The 26,962-nt window shown below is 72.8% G+C and carries 25 protein-coding genes; 13 read left to right on the top strand and 12 right to left on the bottom strand.

Features of this window, described 5'->3' with window-relative positions; translation table 11 throughout:
* Positions 1–419 precede the first annotated feature (419 nt).
* Entirely contained in the window at positions 420–1,529 is a 1,110-nt protein-coding gene (locus ACGFWJ_RS14125; RefSeq protein WP_392948903.1) for a TDT family transporter, read from the bottom strand.
* 70 nt (positions 1,530–1,599) lie between these two features.
* On the opposite strand from ACGFWJ_RS14125, the gene ACGFWJ_RS14120 reads away from it, so the two are divergent.
* The 3 genes from ACGFWJ_RS14120 to ACGFWJ_RS14110 all read left to right on the top strand — a co-directional run bounded on the left by ACGFWJ_RS14120 (position 1,600) and on the right by ACGFWJ_RS14110 (position 5,983).
* Entirely contained in the window at positions 1,600–2,529 is a 930-nt protein-coding gene (locus ACGFWJ_RS14120; RefSeq protein ID WP_392948900.1) for a LysR family transcriptional regulator, read from the top strand.
* A gap of 87 nt (positions 2,530–2,616) precedes the next feature.
* The gene (gene clpB / locus ACGFWJ_RS14115) at positions 2,617–5,220 is read left to right on the top strand and encodes an ATP-dependent chaperone ClpB (protein WP_392948897.1); all 2,604 of its coding nucleotides are present in this window, start codon (positions 2,617–2,619) and stop codon (positions 5,218–5,220) included.
* 199 nt (positions 5,221–5,419) lie between these two features.
* Positions 5,420–5,983 carry a YbjN domain-containing protein gene (locus ACGFWJ_RS14110; RefSeq protein WP_380480394.1) on the top strand — a complete coding sequence of 188 codons (564 nt, stop codon included), beginning with the start codon at positions 5,420–5,422 and terminating at the stop codon, positions 5,981–5,983.
* A 72-nt stretch (positions 5,984–6,055) separates the two neighbouring features.
* On the opposite strand, the gene ACGFWJ_RS14105 is transcribed toward ACGFWJ_RS14110, so the two are convergent.
* From ACGFWJ_RS14105 to ACGFWJ_RS14095, 3 genes are all read right to left on the bottom strand, one after another.
* The gene (locus tag ACGFWJ_RS14105; RefSeq protein WP_392948894.1) at positions 6,056–7,453 is read right to left on the bottom strand and encodes a DUF2079 domain-containing protein; all 1,398 of its coding nucleotides are present in this window, start codon (positions 7,451–7,453) and stop codon (positions 6,056–6,058) included.
* 282 nt (positions 7,454–7,735) lie between these two features.
* On the bottom strand, positions 7,736–8,821 hold the full coding sequence (locus tag ACGFWJ_RS14100; RefSeq protein WP_392948892.1) for a peptidase: 1,086 nt from the start codon (positions 8,819–8,821) through the stop codon (positions 7,736–7,738).
* Between the two features lie 4 nt (positions 8,822–8,825).
* Positions 8,826–9,347: a hypothetical protein gene (locus tag ACGFWJ_RS14095; RefSeq protein WP_392948890.1), complete on the bottom strand. Its 522-nt coding sequence runs from the start codon at positions 9,345–9,347 to the stop codon at positions 8,826–8,828.
* Positions 9,348–9,547: 200 nt separating this feature from the next.
* Between ACGFWJ_RS14095 and ACGFWJ_RS14090 the strand changes: the two genes are divergently transcribed.
* On the top strand, positions 9,548–10,708 hold the full coding sequence (locus tag ACGFWJ_RS14090; protein ID WP_392948887.1) for a pyridoxal phosphate-dependent aminotransferase: 1,161 nt from the start codon (positions 9,548–9,550) through the stop codon (positions 10,706–10,708).
* Positions 10,709–10,719: 11 nt separating this feature from the next.
* Here ACGFWJ_RS14090 and ACGFWJ_RS14085 read toward each other — a convergent pair whose 3' ends face one another.
* Genes ACGFWJ_RS14085 through ACGFWJ_RS14070 form a run of 4 tightly spaced genes read right to left on the bottom strand, consistent with a single transcriptional unit; the run spans position 10,720 to position 13,369 of the window.
* Positions 10,720–11,427: a hypothetical protein gene (locus ACGFWJ_RS14085; RefSeq protein WP_392948884.1), complete on the bottom strand. Its 708-nt coding sequence runs from the start codon at positions 11,425–11,427 to the stop codon at positions 10,720–10,722.
* Between the two features lie 48 nt (positions 11,428–11,475).
* The gene (locus ACGFWJ_RS14080; protein ID WP_392948882.1) at positions 11,476–11,838 is read right to left on the bottom strand and encodes a hypothetical protein; all 363 of its coding nucleotides are present in this window, start codon (positions 11,836–11,838) and stop codon (positions 11,476–11,478) included.
* A complete protein-coding gene (locus ACGFWJ_RS14075; protein WP_392948880.1) occupies positions 11,835–12,824 on the bottom strand; it encodes a hypothetical protein in 990 nt (329 codons plus the stop codon). The genes ACGFWJ_RS14080 and ACGFWJ_RS14075 overlap by 4 nt, the downstream gene beginning before the upstream one ends.
* Positions 12,821–13,369 carry a hypothetical protein gene (locus ACGFWJ_RS14070; RefSeq protein WP_392948877.1) on the bottom strand — a complete coding sequence of 183 codons (549 nt, stop codon included), beginning with the start codon at positions 13,367–13,369 and terminating at the stop codon, positions 12,821–12,823. The genes ACGFWJ_RS14075 and ACGFWJ_RS14070 overlap by 4 nt, the downstream gene beginning before the upstream one ends.
* Before the next feature lie 519 nt (positions 13,370–13,888).
* On the opposite strand from ACGFWJ_RS14070, the gene ACGFWJ_RS14065 reads away from it, so the two are divergent.
* The 4 genes from ACGFWJ_RS14065 to pyrE all read left to right on the top strand — a co-directional run bounded on the left by ACGFWJ_RS14065 (position 13,889) and on the right by pyrE (position 18,084).
* Positions 13,889–14,482 (top strand): DUF2617 family protein, encoded by a 594-nt coding sequence (locus ACGFWJ_RS14065; RefSeq protein WP_392948874.1) that lies wholly within the window; start codon positions 13,889–13,891, stop codon positions 14,480–14,482.
* A gap of 117 nt (positions 14,483–14,599) precedes the next feature.
* The gene (locus ACGFWJ_RS14060; protein ID WP_392948872.1) at positions 14,600–16,258 is read left to right on the top strand and encodes a spermidine synthase; all 1,659 of its coding nucleotides are present in this window, start codon (positions 14,600–14,602) and stop codon (positions 16,256–16,258) included.
* 393 nt (positions 16,259–16,651) lie between these two features.
* Positions 16,652–17,515 (top strand): CoxG family protein, encoded by an 864-nt coding sequence (locus ACGFWJ_RS14055; protein WP_392948869.1) that lies wholly within the window; start codon positions 16,652–16,654, stop codon positions 17,513–17,515.
* Positions 17,516–17,547: 32 nt separating this feature from the next.
* The gene (gene pyrE, locus ACGFWJ_RS14050) at positions 17,548–18,084 is read left to right on the top strand and encodes an orotate phosphoribosyltransferase (RefSeq protein WP_387860498.1); all 537 of its coding nucleotides are present in this window, start codon (positions 17,548–17,550) and stop codon (positions 18,082–18,084) included.
* 105 nt (positions 18,085–18,189) lie between these two features.
* On the opposite strand, the gene ACGFWJ_RS14045 is transcribed toward pyrE, so the two are convergent.
* On the bottom strand, positions 18,190–18,909 hold the full coding sequence (locus tag ACGFWJ_RS14045; protein WP_392948866.1) for a DedA family protein: 720 nt from the start codon (positions 18,907–18,909) through the stop codon (positions 18,190–18,192).
* Positions 18,910–19,172: 263 nt separating this feature from the next.
* On the opposite strand from ACGFWJ_RS14045, the gene fbaA reads away from it, so the two are divergent.
* Entirely contained in the window at positions 19,173–20,195 is a 1,023-nt protein-coding gene (gene fbaA / locus ACGFWJ_RS14040; RefSeq protein WP_387639651.1) for a class II fructose-bisphosphate aldolase, read from the top strand.
* Positions 20,196–20,293: 98 nt separating this feature from the next.
* Positions 20,294–20,713, top strand: coding sequence for a DUF3151 domain-containing protein (locus ACGFWJ_RS14035; protein ID WP_387639654.1), 420 nt, complete (start codon positions 20,294–20,296; stop codon positions 20,711–20,713).
* 55 nt (positions 20,714–20,768) lie between these two features.
* On the opposite strand, the gene ACGFWJ_RS14030 is transcribed toward ACGFWJ_RS14035, so the two are convergent.
* On the bottom strand, positions 20,769–22,568 hold the full coding sequence (locus ACGFWJ_RS14030) for a hypothetical protein (protein WP_392948863.1): 1,800 nt from the start codon (positions 22,566–22,568) through the stop codon (positions 20,769–20,771).
* 140 nt (positions 22,569–22,708) lie between these two features.
* Between ACGFWJ_RS14030 and ACGFWJ_RS14025 the strand changes: the two genes are divergently transcribed.
* Positions 22,709–23,488, top strand: a complete 780-nt coding sequence (locus tag ACGFWJ_RS14025) for a WXG100 family type VII secretion target (RefSeq protein ID WP_387639659.1) — start codon at positions 22,709–22,711, stop codon at positions 23,486–23,488.
* A 13-nt stretch (positions 23,489–23,501) separates the two neighbouring features.
* Here ACGFWJ_RS14025 and ACGFWJ_RS14020 read toward each other — a convergent pair whose 3' ends face one another.
* Positions 23,502–24,080, bottom strand: a complete 579-nt coding sequence (locus ACGFWJ_RS14020) for an SUKH-4 family immunity protein (protein WP_387639661.1) — start codon at positions 24,078–24,080, stop codon at positions 23,502–23,504.
* 58 nt (positions 24,081–24,138) lie between these two features.
* A complete protein-coding gene (locus ACGFWJ_RS14015) occupies positions 24,139–25,119 on the bottom strand; it encodes a nucleic acid/nucleotide deaminase domain-containing protein (RefSeq protein WP_392948859.1) in 981 nt (326 codons plus the stop codon).
* 125 nt (positions 25,120–25,244) lie between these two features.
* On the opposite strand from ACGFWJ_RS14015, the gene ACGFWJ_RS14010 reads away from it, so the two are divergent.
* Positions 25,245–26,108, top strand: a complete 864-nt coding sequence (locus tag ACGFWJ_RS14010; RefSeq protein WP_392948857.1) for a nucleic acid/nucleotide deaminase domain-containing protein — start codon at positions 25,245–25,247, stop codon at positions 26,106–26,108.
* A gap of 44 nt (positions 26,109–26,152) precedes the next feature.
* On the top strand, positions 26,153–26,866 hold the full coding sequence (locus tag ACGFWJ_RS14005; RefSeq protein ID WP_392948854.1) for a hypothetical protein: 714 nt from the start codon (positions 26,153–26,155) through the stop codon (positions 26,864–26,866).
* The last annotated feature ends 96 nt before the right edge of the window (positions 26,867–26,962 follow it).

Raw genomic sequence — 26,962 nt, 5'->3', positions numbered from 1 at the left:
ACCACCACACGTGGCGTCCGGACCGGTGCTCTTCCCCCCGTTGCGCAGATACGAACGCACCTGTCGCCCCCACACGAAGAGCAAGTCGCCGACTCGGGCTGCGGCGGCCCGGGACGACTTGACGTGACTACACCCTCACAGCGCGGGGAACGCCGAACAAGTGCTCTCCGGCTGCAGGTTCCCGCAAGTGCAGGAACCTGCAGCAAACCACTCGATCGAGTGACCGGAATCCTCGATTTTTCGGCATTGCCCCCCTCTCCGAGCAGGCATTCGTCCCGCTCCGGCGGTCCGCCGGGGCGGTAGCGTCGCGCGGCACGGAAATGTCACTGGTGTCTCCGAGAATTCGACAATCCTTCGCCGAATCCACCGATCCGGAATCGCCCGCACGCGACTCACCCGGTGCCGATAAGGGCTAGCGGCTAGAGGAGCCGTCCGGCCTTCAGACCGGCCAGGGTGCGGGCCGAGGCCACCGCCCAGGCGGTGAAGAGCAGCAGCCACAGCGCGACGCCCAGCCCGGTGAAGCCGCCGAAGCCGGTGTGCCGGGACAGCGCGGCCGAGCCGGTGACGAGCGTGCCGACCGGGAAGGTGAACGCCCACCAGGTCATCGCGAACGGCATCCCGGCGCGCAGCGCCCGCAGGTTGGCGACCAGCGCCACGGCCAGCCACAGCAGCGCGAACCCCATCACCGCGACGCCGTAGACCTCCGCCAGGCCGCGCGCCACCGCCGCCCCCTGGTGCCCGGCGCCCGGCAGCGCGAACGGCACCGCGTCGGCGAACTGGTTCACGGCGGTGGTGGACTGGCCGAGCGGGCCGAGCACCAGGAACAGCGACGGGGTGAGCACCACCGCGGGCAGCTTGCTGTGCACCAGGCCGCCGAACACCACCGGCAGCAGCGCCAGGGTGGCCAGCAGACTGGCCCCGAACATCGCCACGCACCCGTACAGCAGCGCCTGCCGGGCCGTCCCCTCCGGCAGGTGCGGCACCAGCGCGGGGCCGAGCGCGGCGGCCACCATCGGGGCGACCACCGGCAGCAGCCAGGTCGGGTTGGCCTCCAGCGCGGACAGCCGGTGCCGGGTGATCATCAGGTACGGCAGTCCGGCCGCGACCACGAGCGCGTACAGCGTCCCGGCGCTCCACAGCAGTACGTCCAGCGCCAGCCCGGCCCGCTCGCCGATCACCGGCCCGCCGACCGCCAGCGCGCCGTAGCCGACGGCCAGCAGCGCCATCGGCGGGCAGCCGTAGAACACGGCGGCGGCCGGCTCCTCCAGCAGGGTGCGGCGGGCCTGCTCGCGGTGGCGCACCAGGTGCACGGCGCGGGCCGCCAGCAGGACGGCGAGCAGCAGCAGCGACAGCGTCCACACCGCCTCGGCGAGGACCAGCCGGCCCGGCAGGTCGACCGGCAGCGCGGCGGCGCCGTTGCCGAGGATCGCGGTGCCCATCACGGCGGCGTACCAGTTGGGTCCGAGCCGGGACAGCCTGGGCAGGCTCGGGGTGTGCGGGCGGGTCTGCGGCGCGAGGAGGGTTGCCATGGCACCACCGTCCCCGCGCGGCCGGGGCGGCGGTAGCGGGGGCTCCGCTATGAGGACATAGCCTGGACCTATGGCTCTCTCCCCGCACGTCCCGGAACTCGGCGCCCTGGAGCTGCTGCTCGCGGTGGCCCGGCTGGGCAGCGTCGGCCGGGCCGCGGCCGAACTGGGCGTCAGCCAGCCCGCCGCCAGCGCCCGGATCAAGGGAATGGAGCGGCAGATCGGGGTCGCGCTGCTGGAGCGCTCCCCGCGCGGCTCCCGGCCCACCGAGGCGGGCCGGCTGGTGGTCGAGTGGGCCCGGCAGGTGGTGGAGGCCGCCCAGGCGCTGGACGCCGGGATCGACGCGCTGCGCGAACGCCGGGACGCCCGGCTGCGGGTGCTGGCCAGCCTGACCGTCGCCGAATACCTGATGCCGGGCTGGCTGCTGGCGCTGAGCGAGGCCAGCCCGGGCACGGCCGTCACCCTGCGCACCGCGAACTCCGCGGACGTCGCCGCCCGGGTGCTGGCCGGGGAGGCCGACCTCGGCTTCGTCGAGGGCACCTCCACCCCGCCCGGCCTGTCCGGCGCGGTGGTCGCCACGGACCGGCTGGTGGTGGTGGTCTCCCCCGAGCACCGCTGGGCCCGCCGCCGCACCCCCGTCACCGGACCCGAACTGGCCGCCACCCCGCTGGTGCTGCGGGAGGTCGGCTCCGGCACCCGGGAGGTGCTGGAGGAGGCGCTCGCCCCGTACGGCGGGCCGGCCGCGCCCCGGCTGGAGCTGGCCTCCTCGACGGCGCTGAAGGCCGCCGCGATGACCGGCGCGGGCCCGGTCTGCCTGAGCGAGCTGGCCGTCACCGAGGAGCTGGCCACCCGCCGACTGGTCGCCGTCCCGCTGGCCGGGCTGGAGCTCCAGCGCCCGCTGCGCGCGGTCTGGCCGGCCGGTCAGCGCCCGGCCGGCCCGGCCCGGCTGCTGCTCGGGCTGACCCGCGGGGGGCAGTCGCCGCAGGGTCTCAAAAAAAGTTGAGCGGAATAGACTCAACTTAGTGCATGCTGTAGTCAGCAGACTTGGTCACGAGCCAGATGACCCGAAGACGAGAGGGGTATGCCCGCAGTGGACGCCAGTAAGTTCACCAGCAAGACGCAGGAGGCCCTGTCCTCCGCCATCCGCCAGGCCGGCGCCGCGGGGAACCCCGACGTCAAGCCGGTGCACATCCTGCTGGCGCTGCTCGACCAGCCGGAGGGCCTGGCCCGCCCGCTGCTCAAGGCCGTCGCGGCGGACGCGGCGCCGATCGCCACCGAGGCCCGCCGGCAGGCCGCCGCGCTGCCCGCCGCCCAGGGCTCCACGGTGGCCGCCCCCCAGCTCGCCCGGGACACCCTCGCGGTGCTGGAGGAGGCCGGCAAGCGCGCCGCCGATCTGGACGACCAGTACGTCTCCACCGAGCACCTGCTGGTCGGCCTCGCCGCCGAGGGCGGTCCGGTGGCCGAGCTGCTGAAGCAGCACGGCGCCACCCCGAAGGCCCTGCTCGCCGCGTTCAAGGACGTCCGGGGCAGCGCCCGGGTCACCTCGCCGGACCCGGAGGGCACCTACAAGGCGCTGGAGAAGTACGGCTCGGATCTGACCCAGGCCGCCCGGGACGGCAAGCTCGACCCGGTGATCGGCCGCGACCAGGAGATCCGCCGGGTGGTGCAGGTGCTCTCCCGCCGCACCAAGAACAACCCGGTGCTGATCGGCGAGCCCGGCGTCGGCAAGACCGCCGTCGTCGAGGGCCTGGCCCAGCGCATCGTCGCCGGTGACGTGCCGGAGTCGCTGCGCGGCAAGCGCCTGGTCGCGCTCGACCTGGCGGCGATGGTGGCCGGCGCGAAGTTCCGCGGCGAGTTCGAGGAGCGGCTGAAGGCTGTCCTGAACGACATCAAGGACTCCGACGGCCAGGTCATCACCTTCATCGACGAGCTGCACACCATGGTCGGCGCGGGCGCCGGCGGCGACTCCTCGATGGACGCCGGCAACATGCTCAAGCCGATGCTGGCCCGCGGCGAGCTGCGCATGGTCGGCGCCACCACGCTGGACGAGTACCGCGAGCGGATCGAGAAGGACCCGGCCCTGGAACGCCGATTCCAGCAGGTGCTGGTCGGCGAGCCCACCGTCGAGGACACCATCGCCATCCTGCGCGGCCTCAAGGGCCGTTACGAGGCGCACCACAAGGTGGAGATCACCGACGCCGCGCTGGTCGCCGCCGCCACCCTGTCCAACCGGTACATCACCTCCCGCTTCCTGCCCGACAAGGCGATCGACCTGGTCGACGAGTCGGCGTCCCGGCTGCGGATGGAGATCGACTCCTCCCCGGTCGAGATCGACGAACTCCAGCGCGCCGTGGACCGGTTGCGGATGGAGGAGCTGGCGCTGGAGAACGAGTCCGACCCGGCCTCCGTCGAGCGCCTCGGCCGGCTCCGCCGCGATCTGGCCGACAAGCAGGAGCAGCTCAGCACCCTCAACGCCCGCTGGGAGCAGGAGAAGAAGTCCCTGAACCGGGTCGGCGAGCTCAAGGAGCGCCTCGACGACCTGCGCGGCGCCCTCGACCGCGCCCAGCGGGACGGCGACTTCGAGCGCGCCTCCAAGCTGATGTACGCCGAAATCCCGGCCGCCGAGCGCGAGTTGACGGAGGCCCAGGAGCGCGCGGCGGACGAGCCGAACACCACCATGGTCAAGGAGCAGGTCGGCCCGGACGACGTGGCAGACGTGGTCTCCTCCTGGACGGGCATCCCGGCCGGCCGGCTGCTGGAGGGCGAGAGCGCCAAACTCCTGCGCATGGAGGACGAGTTGGGCAAGCGCCTGATTGGTCAGCGGGAGGCCGTCCAGGCGGTGTCCGACGCGGTGCGCCGCACCCGCTCCGGCATCGCCGACCCGGACCGCCCGACCGGCTCGTTCCTGTTCCTCGGCCCGACCGGCGTCGGCAAGACCGAACTGGCCAAGGCGCTCGCCGACTTCCTGTTCGACGACGAGCGGGCGATGGTCCGGATCGACATGAGCGAGTACGGCGAGAAGCACTCCGTCTCCCGCCTGGTCGGCGCCCCGCCCGGATACGTCGGCTACGAGGAGGGCGGCCAGCTCACCGAGGCGGTCCGCCGCCGCCCCTACAGCGTGGTGCTGCTGGACGAGGTGGAGAAGGCCCACCCCGAGGTGTTCGACGTCCTGCTCCAGGTGCTGGACGACGGCCGCCTCACCGACGGCCAGGGCCGCACGGTCGACTTCCGCAACACCATCCTGATCCTCACCTCCAACCTCGGCTCGGCCTACCTGGTCGACCCGACCACCCCGGAGGAGCGGAAGAAGGAACTGGTGCTGGAGACCGTCCGGCAGGCGTTCAAGCCGGAGTTCCTCAACCGGCTGGACGACATCGTGGTCTTCGACCCGCTGAGCACCACCGAGCTCAGCCGGATCGTCGACCTCCAGGTCGCCGCGCTGGCCCGCCGCCTGCACGAGCGCCGGCTCACCCTGGACGTCACCCCGGCCGCCCGCGACTGGCTGTCGCTCACCGGCTACGACCCGGCGTACGGCGCCCGCCCGCTGCGCCGCCTGGTGCAGTCCGCGATCGGCGACCAGCTGGCCAAGGAGATCCTCTCCGGCCGGGTCCTGGACGGGGACACCGTCCTGGTCGACCGGGACGAGGCGAACGACCGGCTCAGCGTCGGCCCGAAGCCCTCGCTGGTGAAGTGACCAGGTGAAGTAGCGATGCCCCTCCGACGGGCGGAGCCCCTGCGGGCTCCGCCCGTCGGCGTGTGCGCACCGCCCGGGACCAGGCAGGAACACCCCGAGGTCACTCTGTGCCGGGAGCCACGAATGAGGCAGGATGGGAGCATGAGAAGGCGGCCCCCTATCGGCAGCCGACCTTGTGCACCGTGAAAGGGACACCCCCGTGAGCATCGACCCGTCGTCCATCCCGTCCTTCGGCCTGCCGCAGCCGCCGCAGGGCGGACAGCCCGGTGGCGCTCCGGCCGGGCCGCCGCCGGTGATCGTCCCGGACCAGAACCTGGTCGCCCAGCTGCTCGACCAGATGCAGCTCAAGCACGTGGTGGACGAGGAGGGCGACCTCACCGCCCCCTGGGAGAACTTCCGCGTCTACTACATGTTCCGCGGCGACCACAAGGAGCTGTTCGCGGTCCGCGCCTTCTACGACCGCGCGTTCCCGCTGGAGAAGAAGGGCGAGATCCTCGACCTGATCGACGAGTGGAACCGCGAGACCCTGTGGCCCAAGGTCTACACCCACACTCACGAGGACGGCGTGGTCCGCCTGATCGGCGAGTCCCAGATGATCGTCGGCAACGGCGTCAGCCTGGAGTACTTCGTCGGCACCACCGCCAACTGGACGCAGGCCGCGGTCGGTTTCGAGCAGTGGATGGTCGAGCGCCTGGGCCTGCAGGAGCAGGTCGAGGACGAGAAGCCCGCCGACGGCGAGGACGGCCCGGCCGACGAGGCCTGAGCCTCCGCCCCCTGGCACACGGAAGGGCCCGCGCACCGGATCGGTGGGCGGGCCCTCTCGCGTTCTCGCGTACTACTCGGCGACCGGCCCGCGCAGCAGCAGGACGCCCTCCTCCTCGCGCACCGTCCAGAAGCCCTCCGTGCGCAGCTTCGCTATCTCCGCGGCCTCCTGAGCCCCGTTCAGCGGCCACCCCATCGGGTTGCGGGTGTCCAGCACCACCCAGTCCGCGGTCCGCCAGTCCTTCGGCCAGCCGAACTCGAACACCGTGCAGCGGCCGGTCAGTTGGGGCACCAGCCGGTTGCCGGCCGCCACCCGCGCCCCGGACGGTATGTCGGCCAGCACCGACTGCACCGTCCGCACGTGCGCGGATTCCCGGTAGAAACCCGCGTCGGTCACCTGCGCCATCGGGAAGAACGGGAACAGCACCCCGGTGACCACCACGCTGCCGACCAGGAACGGCGCCGTCGCCCAGCGCCCCCAGTGCGGCTTCGCGGCCCGCAGCCGGATCAGCACATCGACGAACGCCACGAACACGATCGGCATCAGCACCACGCTGTAGTGGTACTGGGTGCCCCAGTACATCGGGTTCTTGCTGAGCAGCCGCCAGCCCAGCGTCGGGACGGCGACCAGGAACAGCGGCGAGCGCAGCGCCAGCAGCAGCGTCGGGACCAGCAGGAAGAACAGCAACCGCCCCTCGACGGTGGCGGTCACCAGGTGCCCGGGAATCGACAACAGCCGCTCCACCAGGCCCGGTTCGGTGCCGGGCCGGCTCTCCAGGTTGTCCCAGTAGTTGTAGGCGTGACTGGGGCTCATCGCCGGCAGCAGCACCAGCAGTTCCACCACGCTGGCCAGCACGCCGGACACCGCCGTCACCAACCCGAGCCGACGCGGCCCGCGCCAGGCGACGTAGCCGCCGATGACGGCGACGGTGAGGCCGAGGTCCTCCTTCACCAGGCAGAGCGGCGCCGCCCAGGCGACCGCGGCCACCCAGCGCCGCTCCGCCAGCGCGACCACCGAGAACGCCAGCAGCGGCGCCGCGAAGGCCACCTCGTGGAAGTCGAAGCCGATCGTCGAGCCGACGCCCCAGGAGAGCCCGTACCCGAGCGCCACCGCCACGGCCGCCGCACGGCCCAACTCCCGCTGCGCCCAACGGGAGATCGGCACCACGGCCAGCGCCAGCAGGGCGGCCTGCCCGAGCAGCAGCGTCTCGGCGGCCGGCCACACCAGGTAGAACGGCACCAGCGCCAGCAGGATCGGCGAGAAGTGGTCGCCGAGCAGGTTGAAACCGTTCCCCTTCAGCGGGGTGACCGGCAGCTCGAAGTGCGCGTAGCTGCGCACCGCCTGTTCGAATATCCCCAGGTCGTAGCCGGTGGTCAGCAGCAGCCCGTGGCGCCGCAGGCAGAACACCGCGTAGAACGCGAAGAACCCGGCGGCCAGCCCCCACGGCAGCAGCGCCGGCCAGTTGATCACGCGCCGGCCGGCCGGCGGGCTGCCGTCTTCCCCGCTCAGCCGGACAGGAGACGACGATACGACTGTTCCGGACGCCATATCTTCACTTCCGATAGCCCCACGCGGGCCCGGTTCCCCCCGGCCCCACGGATCCCCGAAGGAGGATCACCCCTCTGGCGGCAGACTATGCCAACCTCCGGGAACCGACGATCCGTCCGAGGTAGGAGCACGCACGGGCCGCGGCCCCGGCGGACGGTGTCCGGCGGGGCCGCGGCCCCGAGGGTCGAGCGGGCTTTGCCGTGGTCAGGGGCGGCGCCGGCGACGGAACTTGGGAAGCAGCAGGCCCACCGCGGCGAGCACGAGGACCGAAAGCCCGGTGACCATCGGGGTGGGGAATTGCCACGCCCGGGCGGCCGACGCGGCGACCGCCCCGGTGCCGCCGGGGGTCGTCGGGAACGTGACGGTGGCCCGCGTGGAGTGCTCGACCTGGCCGCTCCGGAGCGCGAGCTCCACGGTCCACGGGCCCTCCGGCACCCGGGCGTCCATCGGGACGATCGCGTCCGCCCGCTCGCCCGGGGCCACGGTGGTGCCCGTCGCGGCGGAGAAGGGTCCGGCGCGCAGTCCGCCGGGCCCGTCGGAGAGCACGAGCGTCCCGCCGATGTCCAGGGCACGTCCCCCGGTGTTGTGGATCCGGGCGTGCAGCTCCGCCTTCCCGTCGCGGCTCCGGCCGGGAGTGAGCTGCTCGACCTCGAAGTCCGAGGCCGGCTCGCCCCCCGGGCCGATGTCGAGGTACATGCGGACGCCGACCCGGCCCAGGAGCGTCAGATTGCCCGCGCGCTTCTCGGGCGGGCCGGTCTGCGCCCAGATGACGCCGTACCGTTCGCCGGCGGAGGCATTCTTGGGCACCTGGACGGTGACGCGGACCTGCGCCGTCCCGTGGGCCGCCAGGTCGAGGCCCGTGGTGTCGAGCGACGTCCAGCCGGTCAGCTCGTTGGGAGTGCGGTCCGGCGCGAAGGTGAACTTCCCCTTCGTGACGGACGCCGCCGCCGCGTAGACGTCGACGTGCATCGGCGTGGACGACTCGTTGCTGACCTCCACCCGCCGCTCGATGCTCGAGCCGGGTGCGAGGTGGTCGACGATGTACGCCTGCGCCCTGGGGTCGTCGCGGCGGTCCTCCGGGGCGTCGAGCAGCTTGATGCCGACTTTCCGCTCCGCCGGGTTCGACTCCCCGTGCTCCCCGCGCTCCCCGCGCTGCTCGTGCTGCTCGTGCCCGGACGTGCTCGGCACCGGGGAGGGCATGCCGTCCGCCACGGCCGGCAGCACGGCGGCCGTCTGGACGGCGGCCGCCAGCAGCAGCAGCAAAGCCGCGTACCTGCGCGCACCCTTCATCGCGTCAGGCCACGGACTGGGTCAGCGTGCCGGTGTACAGCCCGCCGACCGCCGAGGCGGGCACGTTGACGCTGACGGTCGGGTCCCAGGTCGCGGTGTTGTCCCCGACCCCGGCAGTTCCGGTGAGCACCGTCTGCGCGGCGTTGCTCAGCGTCACGTTGGTCGTGGTGACGGTGATGGTGCCGGTCGTCGTCACCGAGCCGACCGTGTAGGTGGCGTCGGAGGCGGGAATCGTCTGCGTCCCGTTCGCGAAGTTCGTCTCCGCCGCGGTCACCGTCCAGGACGCCGAGAGCAGGGCGCGGTCGTCGGTGACGGTGCAGGGGCCGATCGGGGAACTGATCGTGGTGCCCGGCGCTCCCGAGCCGAGGGTCGCGGACGCCGGTACCGACAGCGTCAGCGCGCCGGAGGTGACCACGAAGGTGACGGTGGTACTGGGGTCGTCCGCCTCGTCGGCGACAGCCAGGCCCGGCTGGGTCATGGCGAGGACGGCGGCCACGGCCGCGGCAGACAGAATTCGTGCACGCACAATAGCTCCTGTAGTAACCCCCCACCGACTGACATACCGATCGAAAACGTCTCTTGACGTGCAATCAGCCAATCCAGCGCGGCCAGTACCCGCAACCCGGATTGCGCCGATCCGCCCCACCGGAACGAGCGCCGCTGTGTGCTTGTCCACGGCCTGCCGCCGTCGGAGGATTGGCCGACCACAACCTGCGAGGAGCCGCAATGGGTGCAAGGCCGCTGCTGAACCGCCGACTGGCGGGCATGGGGACGACGATCTTCGCCGAGATGTCCGCCCTGGCCACCGCCACCGGCTCGATCAACCTCGGGCAGGGGTTCCCGGACACCGACGGCCCCGAGGAGGTCCGGGAGGCGGCGGTCTGGGCCCTCCGTGACGGCCGCGGCAACCAGTACCCGCCCGGCCCGGGCGTGCCCGAGCTGCGCCGGTCGATCGCCGAACACCAGCACCGCTTCTACGGGTTGACGGTCGACCCCGACACCGAGGTGCTGGTCACCGCCGGCGCCACCGAGGCCATCGCCGCCGCCCTGCTCGTCCTGCTGGAGCCCGGCGACGAGGTGATCGCCTTCGAGCCGTTCTACGACTCCTACGCGGCCTGCATCGCGATGGCCGGCGCGGTCCGGGTACCGCTCACCCTCCGCCAGCCCGCGTTCCGCCCGGACCTCGACGAGCTGCGCTCGCTGATCACCCCGCGCACCCGGCTACTGCTGATCAACACCCCGCACAACCCGACCGGCACCGTGCTGACCCCGGAGGAACTCGCCGCGATCGCCGAACTGGCCGTCGAGCACGACCTGTTGGTGATCACCGACGAGGTCTACGAGCACCTGGTCTTCGCCGGCGCCCACCACCCCCTCGCCGCCCTCCCCGGCATGCGCGAGCGCACCGTCGCGATCTCCTCGGCCGGCAAGACCTTCTCGTTCACCGGCTGGAAGGTCGGCTGGGTCACCGGCGCACCCGAGCTGGTCGCCGCCGTCCGCACCGCCAAGCAGTACCTGACGTACGTCTCGGCCGGCCCGTTCCAGTACGCCGTCGCCGAGGCGCTGCGGCTGCCCGACTCGTACTTCGCCGAATTCCGTGCCGAGTTGCACCGCAAGCGCGACCTGCTGGCCGCCGGGCTGACCGAGGCCGGGTTCCGGGTGTTCGAACCGCAGGGCACGTATTTCATCACCACCGACATCACCCCGCTCGGCGAGAAGGACGGCATCGAGTTCTGCCGCACGCTGCCCGGCCGGTGCGGGGTGGTGGCGATTCCCAACGCGGTGTTCTACGACAACACCGACCTCGGCATCAGCCAGGTCCGATTCGCCTTCTGCAAGCGGGAGTCGGTGCTGCGGGACGCCGTCGAGCGGCTGCACCGGCTCTGAGGACCCACCCGTTAGCGGGGAGCCACCGGCATCGCGTCGAAACCGTCGAACAGGTAGGCGTAGACCTGGCCCAGAAAAGCCGTCAGCTGGCGCTGGTCGTGGAAGCTGATGTAGGTCAGCGCGTACCACTGGTCGACCGTCAGTGGGCGGTTGCGGATGAGGTGCAGCAGGCCGGCCCGAATCACGTCCCGATAGTCGGGCCACGCCTCGTCGAAGGTCTCGCGCAGCTCACCGAGATCGTCGACCGCCTCCACTCCGAGAATCCCGGCGCAGAAGTGCACGAACCGACGGTCCACCCCCGGCGCATCCAGCCCGAGTTCGCCGAGGCCGATCTTGGTCGGATCGATCGCCCCGCCCGGGTAGGGATAGACCGTGGTGTTCCACAGGTCGTCCTCCCCGGCCGGGCCGGTCGGCCCGGCACCCTCTGCCGGACGGTACACGCCGTAGAGCAGTCCGAGCGTGAGGAAGTCCGCGTGGACGTAGTTGATCTCGCCGTCCGCCGTGTACGGCTCACGCGGATCGATCGCGAACGCGGTGGCCTTGCCCGCGCACTCCAGGAACGGGCCGTAGACCGCCTCGAACGGGAGGATCGGCGACAGGTCGTGGTTCTTCAGTGCCGCAGCCCGCAGGGCGTCCTCGGCTTGGTACAGGGCGTCCTCGGAGTCGAACCGGCTGGCCCAGGGCCCACTGCGGGGCGGGAGCTCGTTGCGAAGCGGCATGGTGTCGCTGCTTCCTTCCAGGGTGTGATCGGAGCAAGGACCGACAGGTCAGGACCAGAGCATGTCGACCCAGTCCGGCATCGGGGCCTCCGGGTCCGGTGCCACCGGCGGCTCGCTCCGGCCCTCGAAGAGGTGGTCGAAGAGATCCTGCAGGTAACCGTACAGATGCGCCTCATCGTTGAAGGCGACCTTGGTGAGACGGGCCCAGTCGATCACGTCGCAGGGCCGCTCCCCCAGTAGGTACTCCAGGGCCTCTCGAAGATGGCGGGAGAACGCGGAATTCCGTCGTTCCGCGCTCACCCGCGTCTCGTGGACGTCGTCGATGAACTCGGGCGAGAGCGCGTAGCGGAAGAACGTACCGATCGCCGGGTCGGCGTCGAAGTACGGAATGCTGGACGGCTGGAAACTCACCTGTTCCTCCCTCTGTCGGGTTCCGGGAACATGGTGACCAGACGGTGTCCGCCGTTGCCATCGGGCTTGAACAGGGCGAAGATCTTCGCCCCCCGGAAGTCCACCGGTTTGTAGTTCACCTTGCCGTTCGAATCGACCGGACTGTCCGGGTCGACGTAGTACCCGCGGAACCTGTTGTGGTGATCACTGCCCGGTCCCCATGCCTCCTCGGGCGAGAACTCGATCTGTTGCGGACCGGCCTTGGCGGGGTCGAGCCGGCCGCGCGCGTGCTGCTCGGCGTACAGGTAAGCCTCGTCCTCGCCGGGTTTGAATGCGGTGGAGAAGTCACCGCACTTGTGTCGCCTCGCCGCGTCCTCGGCGTCCATGTACAGCGCGTCACCCTTCAGACGCTTCTGCGGATTGGGTCCGTGGGCCGGGTCGATCTTGTTCTGGGTCTGAACGTAGCCGTCAGCCGTCCGGTGGTACGCGGGCTGCCCGTTGGATTGGTACGGCGGCGCCGGTGTACCCAGCCGCGCCTTGAGCATGTCGTCGGTGGGATCGAGGTGGCGCTTCGGCCCGTGGCCCTGTTTACGCAGGCCTGCGATCCGGGTCGACACCCGTCGTCTGTACTGGTCCCGCATCCCCTGCTCACCGAGCACGGACTGACCGAGTTGCACCCGGACCTTGTCCCCGTCGTTCGCGTGGTGCCGCAGGCTCTTGCGGATCGACTCCTCGGCGCTGTCCAGGTTCTTCTTAGTGATCTCCAGTCCATGGCCGATCGACCGATGGCTCCGCGCCATCGACCGGCTCATGTCGCTGATCATGGAGTCGATCACCGGGCGGACGGCCTTCTGCACGATCTGGCCGAGCCGCCCCTTGCCGAGCAGCTTCCCCCGGGTACGGGCGTCCAGGTTGCGACCGTGCTGCTCCACCCGGTCGGCGTGCGAGTGCGCCTGCTCGGCGGCCCGGTCCAGGGCCTCGGGGTCAGCCCGGAATCCTTCGCTCATCGGCCCTCCCCGGCCCCGAGTGCTGCCTCGACCCCACGGAACACCAGGCCCTCGACGGCCTGCTCGATGGCCGCTTGGAACGGCTCGACCGCCATCGACACCAGTTGACCGATGATCACGTCCTCGATCTCCTGGATGACCGCGTTGACGATCCGCTTGCCCGCCTCGACGATCGCCGCCTCGGCCGCCGCAGCGACGCCCAGGGTGGCAACAGCGGCAGCTGCCGCTGCGGCCATCTCGGCGGCCATCGCCACGAGTTGGGCGATCACCACGCCCTTGGCGACCACCACGCCCTCGGCCGCCACTTCCAGTCCGGCGGCAAGGATTTCGCAGCCCTCGATCAGCACGGTCATGTGCGAACCGGAGGCGTTACCCCAACGGGCCAGCATCGCCTCGTAGGAGGCACCCTCGAACGCTCCGCCCAGGTTCCTGACCAGAGCGTCGCCGTCGTCGTGCGACTCCCGCATGCCGCGGCCGAACTCCCGGACATGCTGGGCCCATTCGCGCAGCTCGTCCTCATCCACATCGGGCCAGTTGAGGCCCATCAGGTCCATGATCCAGACAAGCTCCGACGGTAACTCGATCGACAACGCTCAACCCCCAGATCCGAGCGGACACTTGCTTGGTTCCAACACGAAGGACGAACGGAACTTCCCATGCGGTTCCCGCCGGCCCGGCGAGGCGCCGCGGGCACGGGGCATCCGGTGGGCGGCGATTCCGGTGCCGGGTGTCCTGTCGTGTCCGGACGCCCTTCACCCCGAGCGCACTCCAGGAGTGCACGGCGCACGAGACCGGCGTGGTGGCGCCCGTCGGACAGAGTGCAACCTGGGACCGATCACACCCAGTCGGGCACAGGCCTCAGAACGGTGAATGAGTGCCAAACATGGGTAAATCCCTGACGGACCCGGAGAATTCATGCTTCTCTGCTGCTGAATCTCCAGCCGGAATTCCTCCTTCCCCCCGGTCGGCCGCGCCCCGGATCAGACAGTCTCGAACAGCCTCACGCACTGAGGAGTGGAATCCGGCCGTTGGGGCGCGTACGGAGCTGAAACGCGGAGCCGAGCATGCTCACCACCTTGCAGACCTCCTACACGGACACCCGCGCCGGCGACCTGGCCTGGCAGCTGGGCGGCGATCCGCTTCCCGCGCTGGCCGTCCGTGACATCGGACTCGACGACGGGACCGGCCGGTCCGACGGCCTCGGCGGCACCCTCCAGCTGCGGCTGCTGGGCGCCTCCCACCAGGTCGTCCTGGCGGCCGGCCCGGGCGACTGCCTGGAGACGGTGGCCTGCCTGCCCGGCCGCCGCACCCCGCTGCCGGCCCGGGTCGCCGAGCAGGTGGCCGGCTGGGAGTACGAGTTCGCCGCCCGGATCGAGGAACTCCCGCCGCACGTGTTCGCGGCCCGCGCCCAGGAGCTGCTGGCCCTGGTCGAAGGGCACCCGCGGGCGCTGGCCGGGGTCTTCCCCGGCGACCCGAGCGCCTTCACCGCGCTGGTCGCCCACTGCGGGGACCGCCGGGTGCACTGGCGCACCTGGCACGCCTACCCGCAGGAGGGCCGCCTGGTGTGCACCCGCTCCTCGCTCTCGCTGCGCCGCACCGTCGAGGCGGCCCCGGGCGTCGGGGGTGGCCAGAACGGGTACAGCGGGTACGGCGGTTAGGGCCCGTCGGCGGCCCGGAACCGCAGCCCGGACGGTCACCCGGCGTCAACCGGACGCCGCCCGCTGTCCCCCGATTGGGCGCAGCCATTCACCCGGGCTCTCGCCTAGCGTTCATTCATGATCAACCATCCGGTCGGACGGTCCGCGCAGCCGGGTCCGGACGCCCCCGCTCCCCCGCCGGCGGCCGAGTCCCGGCCCACCGCCACCCGCACCGCGGGCCTCGGCGGCGCGATCCGGGCAGCGGGCGCCATACCGCTCGCCCTGCCCGCCCGGCCGGCCCGGATCCTGGTGCTGCTGGCCGCGTTCGTCTGCGCGGCCTGCGGCCTGGTGTACGAACTCGAACTGGTCGCGCTCGGCGGCTACCTGCTGGGCGACTCGGTCACCCAGACCTCCGTGGTGCTCTCCGTGATGGTCTTCGCGATGGGCATCGGCTCGCTGCTCGCCAAGGGCCTCACCCGCCGCCCCGCCACCTCCTTCGCCCTGGTCGAGTACGCGCTGTCGCTGACCGGCGGCCTGTCCGCACTCGCCCTGTACTGCGGCTGGGCCTGGCTGCGCCAGCCGCACGCCACGCTGGTCGCGCTGGTCGCCGCCACCGTGCTGATCGGGCTGCTGATCGGCGCCGAGATCCCGCTGTTGATGACGCTGATCCAGCGGATCCGGCGGGAGCACGCCGGCCGGGCCGTCGCCGACCTGTTCGCCGCCGACTACGTGGGCGCGCTGATCGGCGGCCTGGCCTTCCCATTCGTGCTGCTGCCCGCGCTCGGGCAGGCCGCCGGCGCGCTGGTGACGGGCGCCGTCAACGCCGTCGCCGGGGCGGTGGTGGTGCTCTGGCTGTTCCGCGCCGAACCCACCCGGCGGGCCCGCCTGCTGCTGTGGACCGGCTGCGGCCTGGTGCTCGCCGTCCTCGGGCTGGCTGCCGCCTGCACCGGCGCGATCGAGCGCGCCGCCCGGCACGCCCTGTACGGCGGGCCGATCCGGTACGCGGCGCAGAGCCGCTACCAGGAGATCGTCCTCACCGGCGGCCCGGCCGGCGTGCTCCCGCCGGATCCGCTGAAGCTCTTCCTGGACGGCCAGCTCGCCGTCTGCGGCGCCGACGAGTACCGCGAGCACGAGGCGCTGGTCCGCCCCGCGCTGGCCGGCGGCCCCAGCAACCGGGTGCTGGTGCTCGGCGGCGACGGCCTGGCGCTGCGCGAGGTGCTGCGGCACCCGGCGGTGCGCAGCGTGCTGGTGGTCGAACGCGACCCGGCACTGTCCGCGCTGGCCCGCCGGGACGACGCCTACGACGCACTGACCGAGCACGCCTGGGACGACCCCCGGGTGCGGCTGGTGACCGCCGAACCGATGGGCTGGCTGCGGGAGGCCCCCGACCAGTTCGACGTGATCGTCTCCGACCTGGACGACGAGGCCGCGCACGGCAAGTACCGCTCGCGCGAGTTCTACGGCCTGGCCGCCCGGCGCCTCGCCACGGACGGGCGGCTGGCGGTGCGCGGCGGCGCCCCGGACGGCGTGCTGTGGAGCTCCGAGGCGGGGCTGGCCGCCGCCGGGCTGGACGCCGTCCCGTACCAGGGCGTCGCGCCGGCCGCCGACGACTGCGGGCCGGCCGGGCCCGCCCCGGCGTTCCTGCTGGCCGCCCACGACGCGCCCGCGCTGGCGCTGGACCCGGCCGCGCCCGCGCCGCGGTCGCTCACCGTCGACGGGCTGCGCGGCACGGCGGCCCGGCTGTCCGCGCACCGGCCGTCGCCGCTGCCGCCGCCGCACTCGCTGATCGGCCCCTGACCGGGGCACCACCCTCCGGCCGGGCCCGCGGCGTTCGAACCACCGCTCGCCGTGCGCCCGTTCCGAGCACACCCAGCCCGGTTGTGGGCGCGGGGCCTGGCTGTCCACCCACCGGCCGTCGCCGCGCTCGGCCACCGTCCGGCCGGGCCCACGGCGCTCGAACCACCGTCCGCCGTGCGCCCGTTCACGGCACACCCGGCCCGGCTGTCCGCGCACCGGCCGTCGCAACTGCCGCCGCCGCACTCGCTGATCGGCCCCTGACCGGGGCACCACCCTCCGGCCGGGCCCGCGGCGTTCGAACCGCCGTTCGCCGTGCGCCCGTTCGCGGCACGCCCGGCCCCGCTTCGGGTGCGGGGCTCGGCACGGCGGCGGCCGGTCGGTAGGCTCGCCGGTATGGAGCATGAGGTTGTCGTCCCGGTGCCCGCCGAGGTGGTGCGGGAGGCGCTGCTGGACCGCGAACTGGTGGCCCGCTGCGTGCCGGGGCTGAGCGCGGTCGCGTCCACGTCCGCGCCCTCGGCGGCGGACAGCCGGCTCAGGGTCCGGATCGCCGGCTCCACCATCACCTTCGCCGGCCGGCTGTCGGTGGGCGACTGGCAGGACGGCGCGCTGGAGCTGCGGCTGACCGGCGAGGAGATCCGCGGCGCCGCCCCGGTGACCGCCGAACTGCGGGTCACCCTGCGGGAGCGGCCGGGCGAGACCGTGGTGTGCTTCGCGACCTCGCTGACCGCGTCCGGCCGGCTGGCGGGCTTCACCGCCCCGGTGCTGGAGACGGCCGGCCGCCGGCTGATCGACCGGGCGGTGGCGGCCCTGGTGGCCGAGCTGTCCGGGCCGGGCGAGGACGCCGAGGACGAGCCGGCGGACGGCGCGACCGTGGTGTTCCTGGACGAGCGGGCACAGGGCCCGGACCTGGACGACGACCTGTCCGACCTGATCGCGTTCGGCGAGGACGACCTGCCCGAGCCGGTGCCGGTCACCCGCCCGGAGCCGGCGTTCGAGCAGGAGAGCGCCCCGGTGCGGCGCAGCATCGTCGGCCGCTCGGCGGAGGAGGTCGACCACGCCCCGCCGCACGGCCGGTACGCGCCCGCCCCGCCGGCGCACAGCGCGCGGGCCCGGGCCGCCACCCGCTGGGGCGGCGCGGAGCCGACCCTGGTGCCGGGCGCGGGCGGCGAGCGCAGCGCGCTGCCGTGGGTGATCGGCGGCGGGGTGGCGCTGCTCGGCGGCGCGGTGGTGCTGGTCCGGGCGCTGCGGCGGCGCTGACGAGGCCCTTTCTGCACCTAAACTGGCTGTCCATGAGCAACGACCGGGACGCCCTGCTGGCGCAGATCAAGAACAAGGCCGTCGTGCACGGCAAGGTCACCCTCTCCTCGGGCCGGGAGGCCGACTACTACGTCGACCTGCGCCGGATCACCCTGGACGCGGAGGCGGCCCCGCTGGTCGGCAAGGTGATGCTGGACGCGGCGGCGGACCTGGAGTTCGACGCGGTGGGCGGCCTGACCCTGGGCGCCGACCCGGTGGCCGCGGCGATGCTGCACGCGGCGGCGGCCCGCGGCCGCAAGCTGGACGCCTTCGTGGTCCGCAAGGCGGGCAAGGCGCACGGCCTGCAGCGCCGCATCGAGGGCCCGGACGTGAAGGGCCGCCGGGTGCTGGCGGTGGAGGACACCTCGACCACCGGCGGCTCGGTGCTGACCGCCGTGGAGGCGCTGCGCGAGGCGGGCGCCGAGGTCGTGGGCGTCGCGGTGATCGTGGAGCGCGGCGCGGCCCCGGCGATCGCGGAGACCGGCCTGCCGTACATCACCGCGTACACCCTGGACGACCTGGGCCTGTGAGCCCCTGAACCGGCGCCCGGGAAGCGCGCCGGTTCCACGTGGAACAAGCCGGAGGCCCCGGCCACCGGAAGGTGGTCGGGGCCTCTCGCGTCGAGCGGTGCGGGCTCAGTGCTTGCGGTGCCGGCCGCTGCCGAGCGCCTCCGCGGCCTCGGCCTCGGCGGCGGCGCCGCCGGCCTTCTTCTTCTTCCGCTCGCGGATCACCTCGACGATGATCGGCGAGATCGAGATCAGGATGATCAGCGCCATCGCGGGCAGCAGGTACTTGTCGATCACCGGGGCGAGCTGGTCGCCGGTGAAGTAGCCGATCAGCAGCATGGTCTCGGTCCACAGCACACCGCCGACGACGTTCCAGAGCAGGAAGGTCTTGGCGGGCATCTGCAGGGTGCCGGCGACCGGGTTGAGGAAGGTCCGCACGATCGGGATGAAGCGGGCCAGCACCACGGCCTTGGCGGGGCCGAACTTGTCGAAGTAGTCCTCGGCCTTCTCCACGAACTCGGGCCGGAAGATCTTCGAGTTCGGCTTGTCGAACATCTTCGGGCCGACCTTGCGGCCGAGCAGGTGGCCGAGCTGGGCTCCGGCGATCGCGCAGAGCGGTGCGCCGATCAGCAGCATGGCGATGTTCATCTGGGCACCGTCGCCGAGCACCGCCGGGGCGGCGCTGGAGGCGGCGACACCGGCCAGGATGAGCAGCGAGTCACCCGGGAAGAAGAACCCGACCAGCAGGCCGGTCTCGGCGAAGATGATCGCCAGGATCCCGATGGCGCCGACGGAGGCGACGAGCGATTTGGCGTCAAGGACGTTGACGGCGAGCTGGATGTGTTCCACGCGCGCAGGATAGCCCGACTCGCTTCGCGAAGGCTCGGCCGGAGGCCCGCAAACCCCCCTGCGGGAGCGCCCGCCCGAGCCGTTGTCCCAACCTGCGGGCCGCTGGGTGTGTCCGCGGGGCGAGTCTGGGAAGATGACCGAGGTGTCCGGCCCGCGGTCGAGCAACCACCCTCAGCTCGTGCCGCATCCGTCGTGAACCACAGGCGTATCGAGCCTTCGGACAGCGTCGTCCGATCGCCCCACACCGACAGGAGCGGATTCGCATGCCCATCGCAACTCCCGAGGCCTACAACGAGATGCTCGACCGGGCCAAGGCGGGCAAGTTCGCCTACCCGGCCATCAACGTCACCTCGTCGCAGACTCTGCACGCCGCCCTGCGCGGTTTCGCCGAGGCCGAGAGCGACGGCATCATCCAGATCTCCACCGGTGGTGCGGAGTTCCTGGGTGGCCAGCACAACAAGGACATGGTGACCGGCGCCGTCGCGCTGGCCGAGTTCGCGCACATCGTCGCGGCCAAGTACGACATCACCGTGGCCCTGCACACCGACCACTGCCCGAAGGACAAGCTGGACGGCTACGTCCGCCCGCTGCTGGCGATCTCCGCCGAGCGCGTCGCCCGCGGCGACAACCCGCTGTTCCAGTCGCACATGTGGGACGGCTCGGCCGAGACCCTGGCCGACAACCTGTCCATCGCGCAGGAGCTGCTGGCCCAGGCCGCCGCCGCCAAGATCATCCTCGAGGTCGAGATCACCCCGACCGGCGGCGAGGAGGACGGCGTCTCGCACGAGATCAACGACGAGCTGTACACCACCGTGAACGACGCGGTGCGCACCGCCGAGGCGCTCGGCCTGGGCGAGAAGGGCCGCTACCTGCTGGCCGCCTCGTTCGGCAACGTGCACGGCGTGTACAAGCCGGGCAACGTGGTGCTCCGTCCGGAGCTGCTGGCCGACCTGCAGGCCGAGATCGGCAAGCAGTACGGCAAGCAGGACCCGTTCGACTTCGTCTTCCACGGCGGCTCCGGCTCCACCGCGGAGGAGATCCGGACCGCGCTGGAGAACGGCGTGGTCAAGATGAACCTCGACACCGACACCCAGTACGCCTTCACCCGCCCCGTCGTGGACCACATGTTCCGCAACTACGACGGCGTGCTGAAGGTCGACGGCGAGGTCGGCAAGAAGAACACCTACGACCCGCGCACCTGGGGCAAGCTGGCCGAGGCCGGCATGGCCGCCCGCGTGCTGGAGGCCGCGCAGCAGCTGCGCTCGGCCGGCAAGCGGATGAAGTAACAGCGCCACCGCCGGTGCCCCGTACCCGCCCGGGTGCGGGGCACCGGCGTTTCCGGAAGCGGCGACCACCGGCCGCCCGAGTGGCAGACTGGCACACCATGGAGATGCACAAGAACCTGCTCGACGGACCGGAGCCGACCCTCCTGCCCGAGGAGGAGCAGCCCTACCGGATGCTCGCCGAGGAGTCCGCCTCCCCGACCCAGGTGGCCGCCGAATACCCGGCGTTCTGCCTGGCCTGGGCGATGCTCGCGGACGACTCGTTCGCGGCCGGCCGGACCGTCGAGTCCTACGCCTACGCCCGCACCGGCTACCACCGCGGCCTCGACCAGCTGCGCCGCGCCGGCTGGCGCGGACACGGCCCGGTCCCGTGGGAGCACCGCGGCAACCGCGGCTTCCTGCGCTGCCTGGCCGCGCTCGCCCGGGCCGCCGGCTCGATCGGCGAGACCGAGGAGGAGGCCCGCTGCTGGCAGTTCCTGAAGGACAGCAGCGCCGAGGCGTACGCCGAACTCAAGCAGTAACCGCAAGCACATGCACCGACGGGCCGTCCCCCACCGCGGGGGCGGCCCGATCCCGTCAGCCCTTCAGGTCGACGGCGAGCGGGCCCTCGTCGAGGCCCACCAGCAGGACGTCGCCGGCCAGTGAGAGCCCGCCGGCCGGGGAGCCGAGGCGCAGGTCGAGCACGCTGTCGGGCTGCTCCGGGCGCCGGACCCGGATCAGGCCGTCGGACCAGGCGGTGGCCAGCAGCAGCCCGGACGGCCCGGTGCCGAGGGCGAGCGCGGTGACCGGGCACGGGCGGCGCTCGGCGGGTTCGGGCATCGGCTCGGAGCCGGGCCCCCAGAGCCGGACGGCACCGTCCAGGCCGCCGCTGGCCAGCAGCGGGGCGCCGGGCCCGGTCCGGTCGGCGCCCACCGCGTCGGCCGCCAGCGCGGTGACCGGGCCGGTGTGCAGCTTCTCGCTCAGCACCGCGCCGTCCTGGTACCAGTGCACGCCGCCGCCGCTGTCGCCGAGCGCCGGGGCCGCGCCGGGCAGGCCGGGAGCGGCGGCGAGGACGGCCGGTTCGCCGCCTGCGGCGGCGCGCAGCCGGGCCAGCGCCTCGTCCAGGGCGTACGGGTCGAGGCCGGGGGCGGTCGGGCCGGGCGTGACCAGCTCGAGGCCGCCCCAGACGTCCAGCAGGACGAGGCTGCCGCCGGGGGTGGCGGCGAGGGCGCGCAGCGGTTTCGGGCCGGGCACGGCGATCCGGCCGAGCACGGTGCCGTCGGCCGGGGAGAGCGCGTGCACCGCCCCGCCCGCGTCGGCGAGCAGCCACTGGCCGAGGTACGGGCCGGCGCCGGGAGCAGTGGCGGCCGCGCCGGGGCTGTGACGGGCCCAGCGGGCGGCCCAGCGGCCGGGGGCGGTGCCGAGCCGGTCGGCGGCGAATGCGGCGGCGACGGCGACCGCCGGGTCCGCGGGGTCGGTGCCGAGCAGCCGGGCGCGGAGCTGGTGGGCCCGGACGGCGGGCTCGGGGGTGTCGATCAGCGCGGGGCCGGCGGCCTGCCAGGCGGCGTCCAGCGCGGCGGGGACGGTGCCCGGGGCCGCGCTCTCCAGGGCGGCGGTGACGGCGACGGGTTCGGCGAGCACGTACAGCAGTGGGTCGGCGGCCAGCGGGCCGAGCTCGCCGGCGCGGGCGGCGGCCGCCCACAGGCCGGTGAGCAGCTCCGTCCCGGCGGCGGGGAGGTCGGGCCCGCCGCCGGCGCCGAGCGGGACGCGGGCCAGCAGGTCGGCGAAGGCGGGCGGCGCGGGCGGCGCGGCGGTGCCCAGGGCCCGCCCGGGGTTCGGGTACCCGGTCGGGTCATGGCTCTCGTGCTCGCACCAGGCGTCCCAGCGTTCGCGGTCGGTCCAGCGGGGGTCGTCCAGGTCGAGTTCGGCGGGCCCGGTGACCGCGGTGAACGCGAGCTCCGGGGTGGCCTCGACCACCAGCCGGACGTGCGGCAACCCCAGGAGCGGGTCGAGGAGTTCGGCCACCAGCCGGGCCGGGTCGAGGGCCCTGTCGAGCTCGGGGACGCAGATCACGGTGCGCCGCGGGTCGGCGGCCAGCCGGTCGAGCAGGTCCCCGGGGGTGCGGGCCGGCACGTCCAGCTGCTGTCCGAGCTGCCAGACCGCGGCCCGGACGCCGTACCCGTCGGCAGGCAGGAAGGCGTTGACCCGCCGTTCCACGGGGGTGTCGGGGGCGGTGGCGCCGGCGATCAGCCAGGCCAGCAGGTGGGTCCGGCCGCTGCCCGGCGACCCGGAGACCCGGCACAGGCGCGGCGCCCTCGGGTCCCGCAGCCAGCCGAGCAGGGCCGCTCCGGCGGCCCTGCGGCCGGCGCGCAGCGGCGGTATCTGGTGCTCGTCCATCCCCTGGCCCCCGTTCCGTTCGGTGTTCGGCACTGTCCTTGTCGGAGCCTACCCATCGGGAATCCCACCGGGGCAAGGGAGTTGACCGACTCTCGGTGCAGCCTGAATAGTCGTTCCGGAAGACGGGGGAAGGAGAGCGCATGGGCGTCGTACTGCCGGGTGAACTCGCCTGGGTGCTCGACCTGATCGGCGTGAACTGGCCCAACGTGGACGAGGACGAGTACCGCGAGATGGCGGACGAGCTCCGCGAGCTCGCCTCCTCGCTCACCGAGGACCGGGACGTCCTGTCGAGCGTCGTCGGCAACCTGATGGGGATGAACCAGGGGCCGGCCGCGGAGGCGTTCCAGGCGAAGTTCGACAAGGTGGTCGGCACCCACCTGCCGCAGGTCAGCAAGGCGCTGGACCTGTTCGCCACCGGGCTGGACGGCGCCGCGCTGGTGATCACCGGCGCGAAAGTCGCCGCGATCGCCCAACTCATCATCATGGCCACCGAGTTGATCGCCGCGCAGGCGGCCGCGCCGTTCACCTTCGGGCTGTCCGAGGCGGGCGCGGTGGGCGCCACCCAGGCCACCCGGATCATCGTCAAACGCCTCCTCAAGGAGGCCGAGCAGCAGCTGCTGTCGCAGCTGATGTCGCTGGTCGAGGGCCCGGTGTTCGCGGCGCTCGGCGGCATGGCGCAGGACCTGGTGGTGCAGCTGACGATGAACGCGGTCGGCGCCCAGCACGGGATCGACCTGGGCCGCACGGCGCGGGCCGGCGAGGACGGCTTCAAGGACGGCGTGCAGCAGTCCGTCGACCAGGTGAAGGGCTACGCCGCCGACCCGCTGGGCTCCGCCGAGCAGTTCGGCCAGAACGTGGTCTCCGGCGCCGCCGCCAACCGCGGTGCGGCCCCGTCCGGCAACGCCCCGCGCGGACGCTGACCCCGACGGACCGTCAGGAGCCGTACCGGATCTCGTCGAGCAGCAGCCGCCAGACGCCCTCCGGTTCGGCCATGGCGCGCGGCTCCAGGGCGGTCAGTTCGGCGGTGAGCCGCTCGACCGAGTCGCGCAGCTCCTCCGCCCCGCTGCCCTCGTCGTAGTGCGGCAGTTCGCGCTGGAAGGCCAGCAGGAAGGCCGCCAGCGAGGACAGGTCGGCGTGGTACGGGCGGTCCAGGCCGTCCTCGGCGATGTCCAGCGGGATGGCGTGGACGCCGCCGGTGGCGCCGTTCAACGCCAGTGTGCCGGTGGCGAGTTCACCGAGGATCAGCCAGGAGCCGACACCGGGGCCGAACAGCTCCAGGTACTCGTCCTCGGCCTCGCTCCAGTCGCCGAAGTGCTCGCGCAGCGGCACGGGCCCGGTGGCCAGGTGCTCCTCCGCCTCGAACACCGCGGTGCGGCCGGCCGGCAGGCCGACGGTGGTCAGGAAGTCCCGGGCGCCCGGGTCGGTCACCGACTCGGCGATCCGCTCCGCGGGGGGCCGGACAAGGCCGTCCGGCCCGAACTCCCGCTCCATCTCCGCGCGTGTCACTGCCACCCGGGGTCCTCCCGCCGTCCGCCACGGCCCCGCCCGGCCCGGTGCGGACCGGCGCGGCTCAGCCGTAGATCTGCTGGTGTCTGCGCTTCAGGTTTATCAGATAGCGGTTGTGCTGCTTGTTGCCGTCGGAGGATGCGTCGCCGTTGTAGTCGAAGCTGTGGGTGACGTCGGTGGTGTTCGGGAAGTACTGCTTGAGCCAGGCCCCGCAGGTGCTGCCCTTCGGGCATGGCTGGCGCTCGGTGTAGACGGCGTCGACGTTGTCCTGCAGGCCTTTGCGCAGGAATGGCAGGCCGAGCACGATCTCGGAGTGGGAGCTGCGGGGGATGCTCTGGGCCACCACGATGACCGGGTTCCCGGTGCCGTTGTCGTAGTGGAAGGCCGCGTAGTTGGCGCTCGGGTTCTCGAGGACGCCGCCGCCGTACTGGTTGGTCGCCCGCCGGGCGCGCTGGGTGGCGCGGGCCAGTTCGGAGCTGCCGGTGTCGATCTGGGTCGACGGAACCAGCGGGCGGCCCGTCTTGGGGCGCCGCTTGGGGTTGAACGGGTAGTTCTTGCGGTCGTTGGGCGGGCCGACGGTGGTCAGGTTGCCCGGCCCGTGCGGGTTGGGATCGAGCAGGTCCCGGATGCCCGGCTCGTGACCGGCGATCGGCTTCGGGGCGCTCCCGTCGCTGTGCAGCCGGTGGAGCTGGCCGTCGGCGCTGAGCAGGTAGACCGGGGTGGTGTCGTGCTTGGCGGTGATCCGCTTGAACTCCTGGCCGAGGCGTTCCTCGTTCTCGCGGTGGTTCTTGTTCATCGTCAGCAGGCCCTTGGAGGCCTTGTCGGCGTGGTCCGCCAGGGCGTCCAGGGCCTTCTCGATGCTCTGCAGGGCGGTGGAGGCGGCCTTGGCCACCACCTCGCCCAGCTTGTCCCCACGGCCGGTCGAACTCGCCTTCGCATGGCCGTAGTTGACCTTGTGCTTCTTGGCGCTCAGCTTCGCGTGCAGTTGGTCGAACTCGGCCGCGGCCTTTTCCACGTTGTCGTAGTGGTGCGCGATGTCGTTCACGTCAACCCCCGTCCCGCCCACCGCAGTTGCCGCCCTCGATCGGGGCGCTCGCCGTATCATCGCACCGATCCGCCGCCTGCGGCCGGTCCGGCGCCGACCGAACGCCCCGCGCATACACTGCTGCCATGACCGCAGAACTCGCCCAGCGCCTGCTCGACCGCTTCGGCCCCGCCGGCCTCCGCCGCCCGGACGCTGCCGAGTTCGCCCGCGTGACCATCCCCGCCGCGGCGGCCGAACTGCTGGCCGCCACCGGCCTGCCGGTCCAGGTCGGCCCCTACTTCCGCACCTCCGCCGAGGACGCGCTCGCCCTCGGCGACCTCACCGCCGGCCAGGACCGGCCCGGCCCGCGCGACGGCGAGGAGCAGTGGGCCCGGCTCGGCACCGACGGCGGCTCCGAACTCTGCCTCGACCCGCAGGGCCGCGTCTGGTCGGTGTTCGTCGACTTCGAGGAGCCGTCCGTGCTGGTCAACACCAGCCTGGAGGCGTTCCTCTCCTCGCTCGCCGAACTCGACCGCAGCCTGGCCGCGTTGGCCGCCGCCGAACAGCCCGACCAGGTCTTCGCCGAGTTCACCACCGTGGAGAGCCGGCTGCGCGCCACCGACCTGCGCGCCTTCGAGGACGACGAACTGTGGTGGCCCCGGGTCCTGGAGGACGTCCGGCACACCCGCGGCGTGCCGAGCTACGCCTCCTTCAAGTACCTGGACGCCAAGGGCGAGCCGCAGATCATCACAGCCGGCGGCTCGCTCGCCCTGCACGCCGAGGAGGCGCTCTGGCACCGCGCCCGGGCCCTCGGCGTCCAGTCCGAGCAGGTCGTCGAGGTCTACACCGAACTGCAGGCCTGCTTCATGCCCGGCCACTACTGCTCGGTGTGGATGGCCGAAACCTTCCCGCAGGCGGCGTTCACCCACAGCTACGACTACGGCGACACCGCCGCCGAGCGCGAGGCCGGCATCCGCGAACTCGCCGAGGCACTGACCGCGCGCGACTGACGCGGTCTCAACTACCCTTCGCGCCAAGGACGTAGCCTGGGCCGGTGACTGCTGACCGCATACCCGGCCCGGCCGCCCGCCGACTGCTCGCGCTGCCCGCCGCCGTCGGCCTCGCCCTCGGCGCGGCCGCCTGCTCGGACGACAGCTCCGGCAGCGGCCTGTCGTACGCCAAGGTGCGCTCCACCGCCGAGCAGCTCCGCCAACAGCCGTCCACCACCTGCCCGTTCGGCCTGGACGAGCTGGCCGCCGCGCTCAAGAACGCCGGGATCGACCGCCCCGTCGCCCCGGGCGCCAAGGACACCAAGGCGGTCGAGGGCGAGCTCGGCGACGGCACCCCGCCCTACCCGTGGCCGTCCGGCACCAGCCCGTCGCCGACCACCGCCTCCGCGCCCGGCATGCCCCCGCACGCCTGGGTGACCTGCACCTGGACGGCCGGCAGCGCCACCGTCCGGCTCGACCTGGAGGCCGTACCGATCGACGACGTCGGCGTGAGCGTGATGCTGCCGACCCTCCAGCGGACCGGGCAGCTGACCGTCGACCAGCTCGGCGAAGTGGTCACCGGCCGGCCCGAGCCCGGCGACCGGCCGAAACTGCTGCCCGGCAGCGGGATCGCCGCCATCGCCCGGGTGCCGGTCAAGGGCGACGGCGACCTGGTACTGCTGCTCTCCCAGGGCGACGCGGACCCGGCCGACCCGGCCCTGACCGGGGAACCGCTGACCAAGGTGCTGGAGCAGCTCCAGGGCCGGATCCACGGCTGAGACCCGGCCCGGCGGAACCAACCGCAGCCAGGCCGCGTATGTTCACGATGCAACACAACCGTGCGAAACGGGTCACCGAACCGCACCGCACACCCG

The sequence above is a fragment of the Kitasatospora sp. NPDC048407 genome, from assembly GCF_043200475.1.
Classification (GTDB): Bacteria; Actinomycetota; Actinomycetes; order Streptomycetales; family Streptomycetaceae; genus Kitasatospora.
Note: the sequence above shows the minus strand (reverse complement) of the source record. Positions and strands in the feature narration are given on the sequence as shown.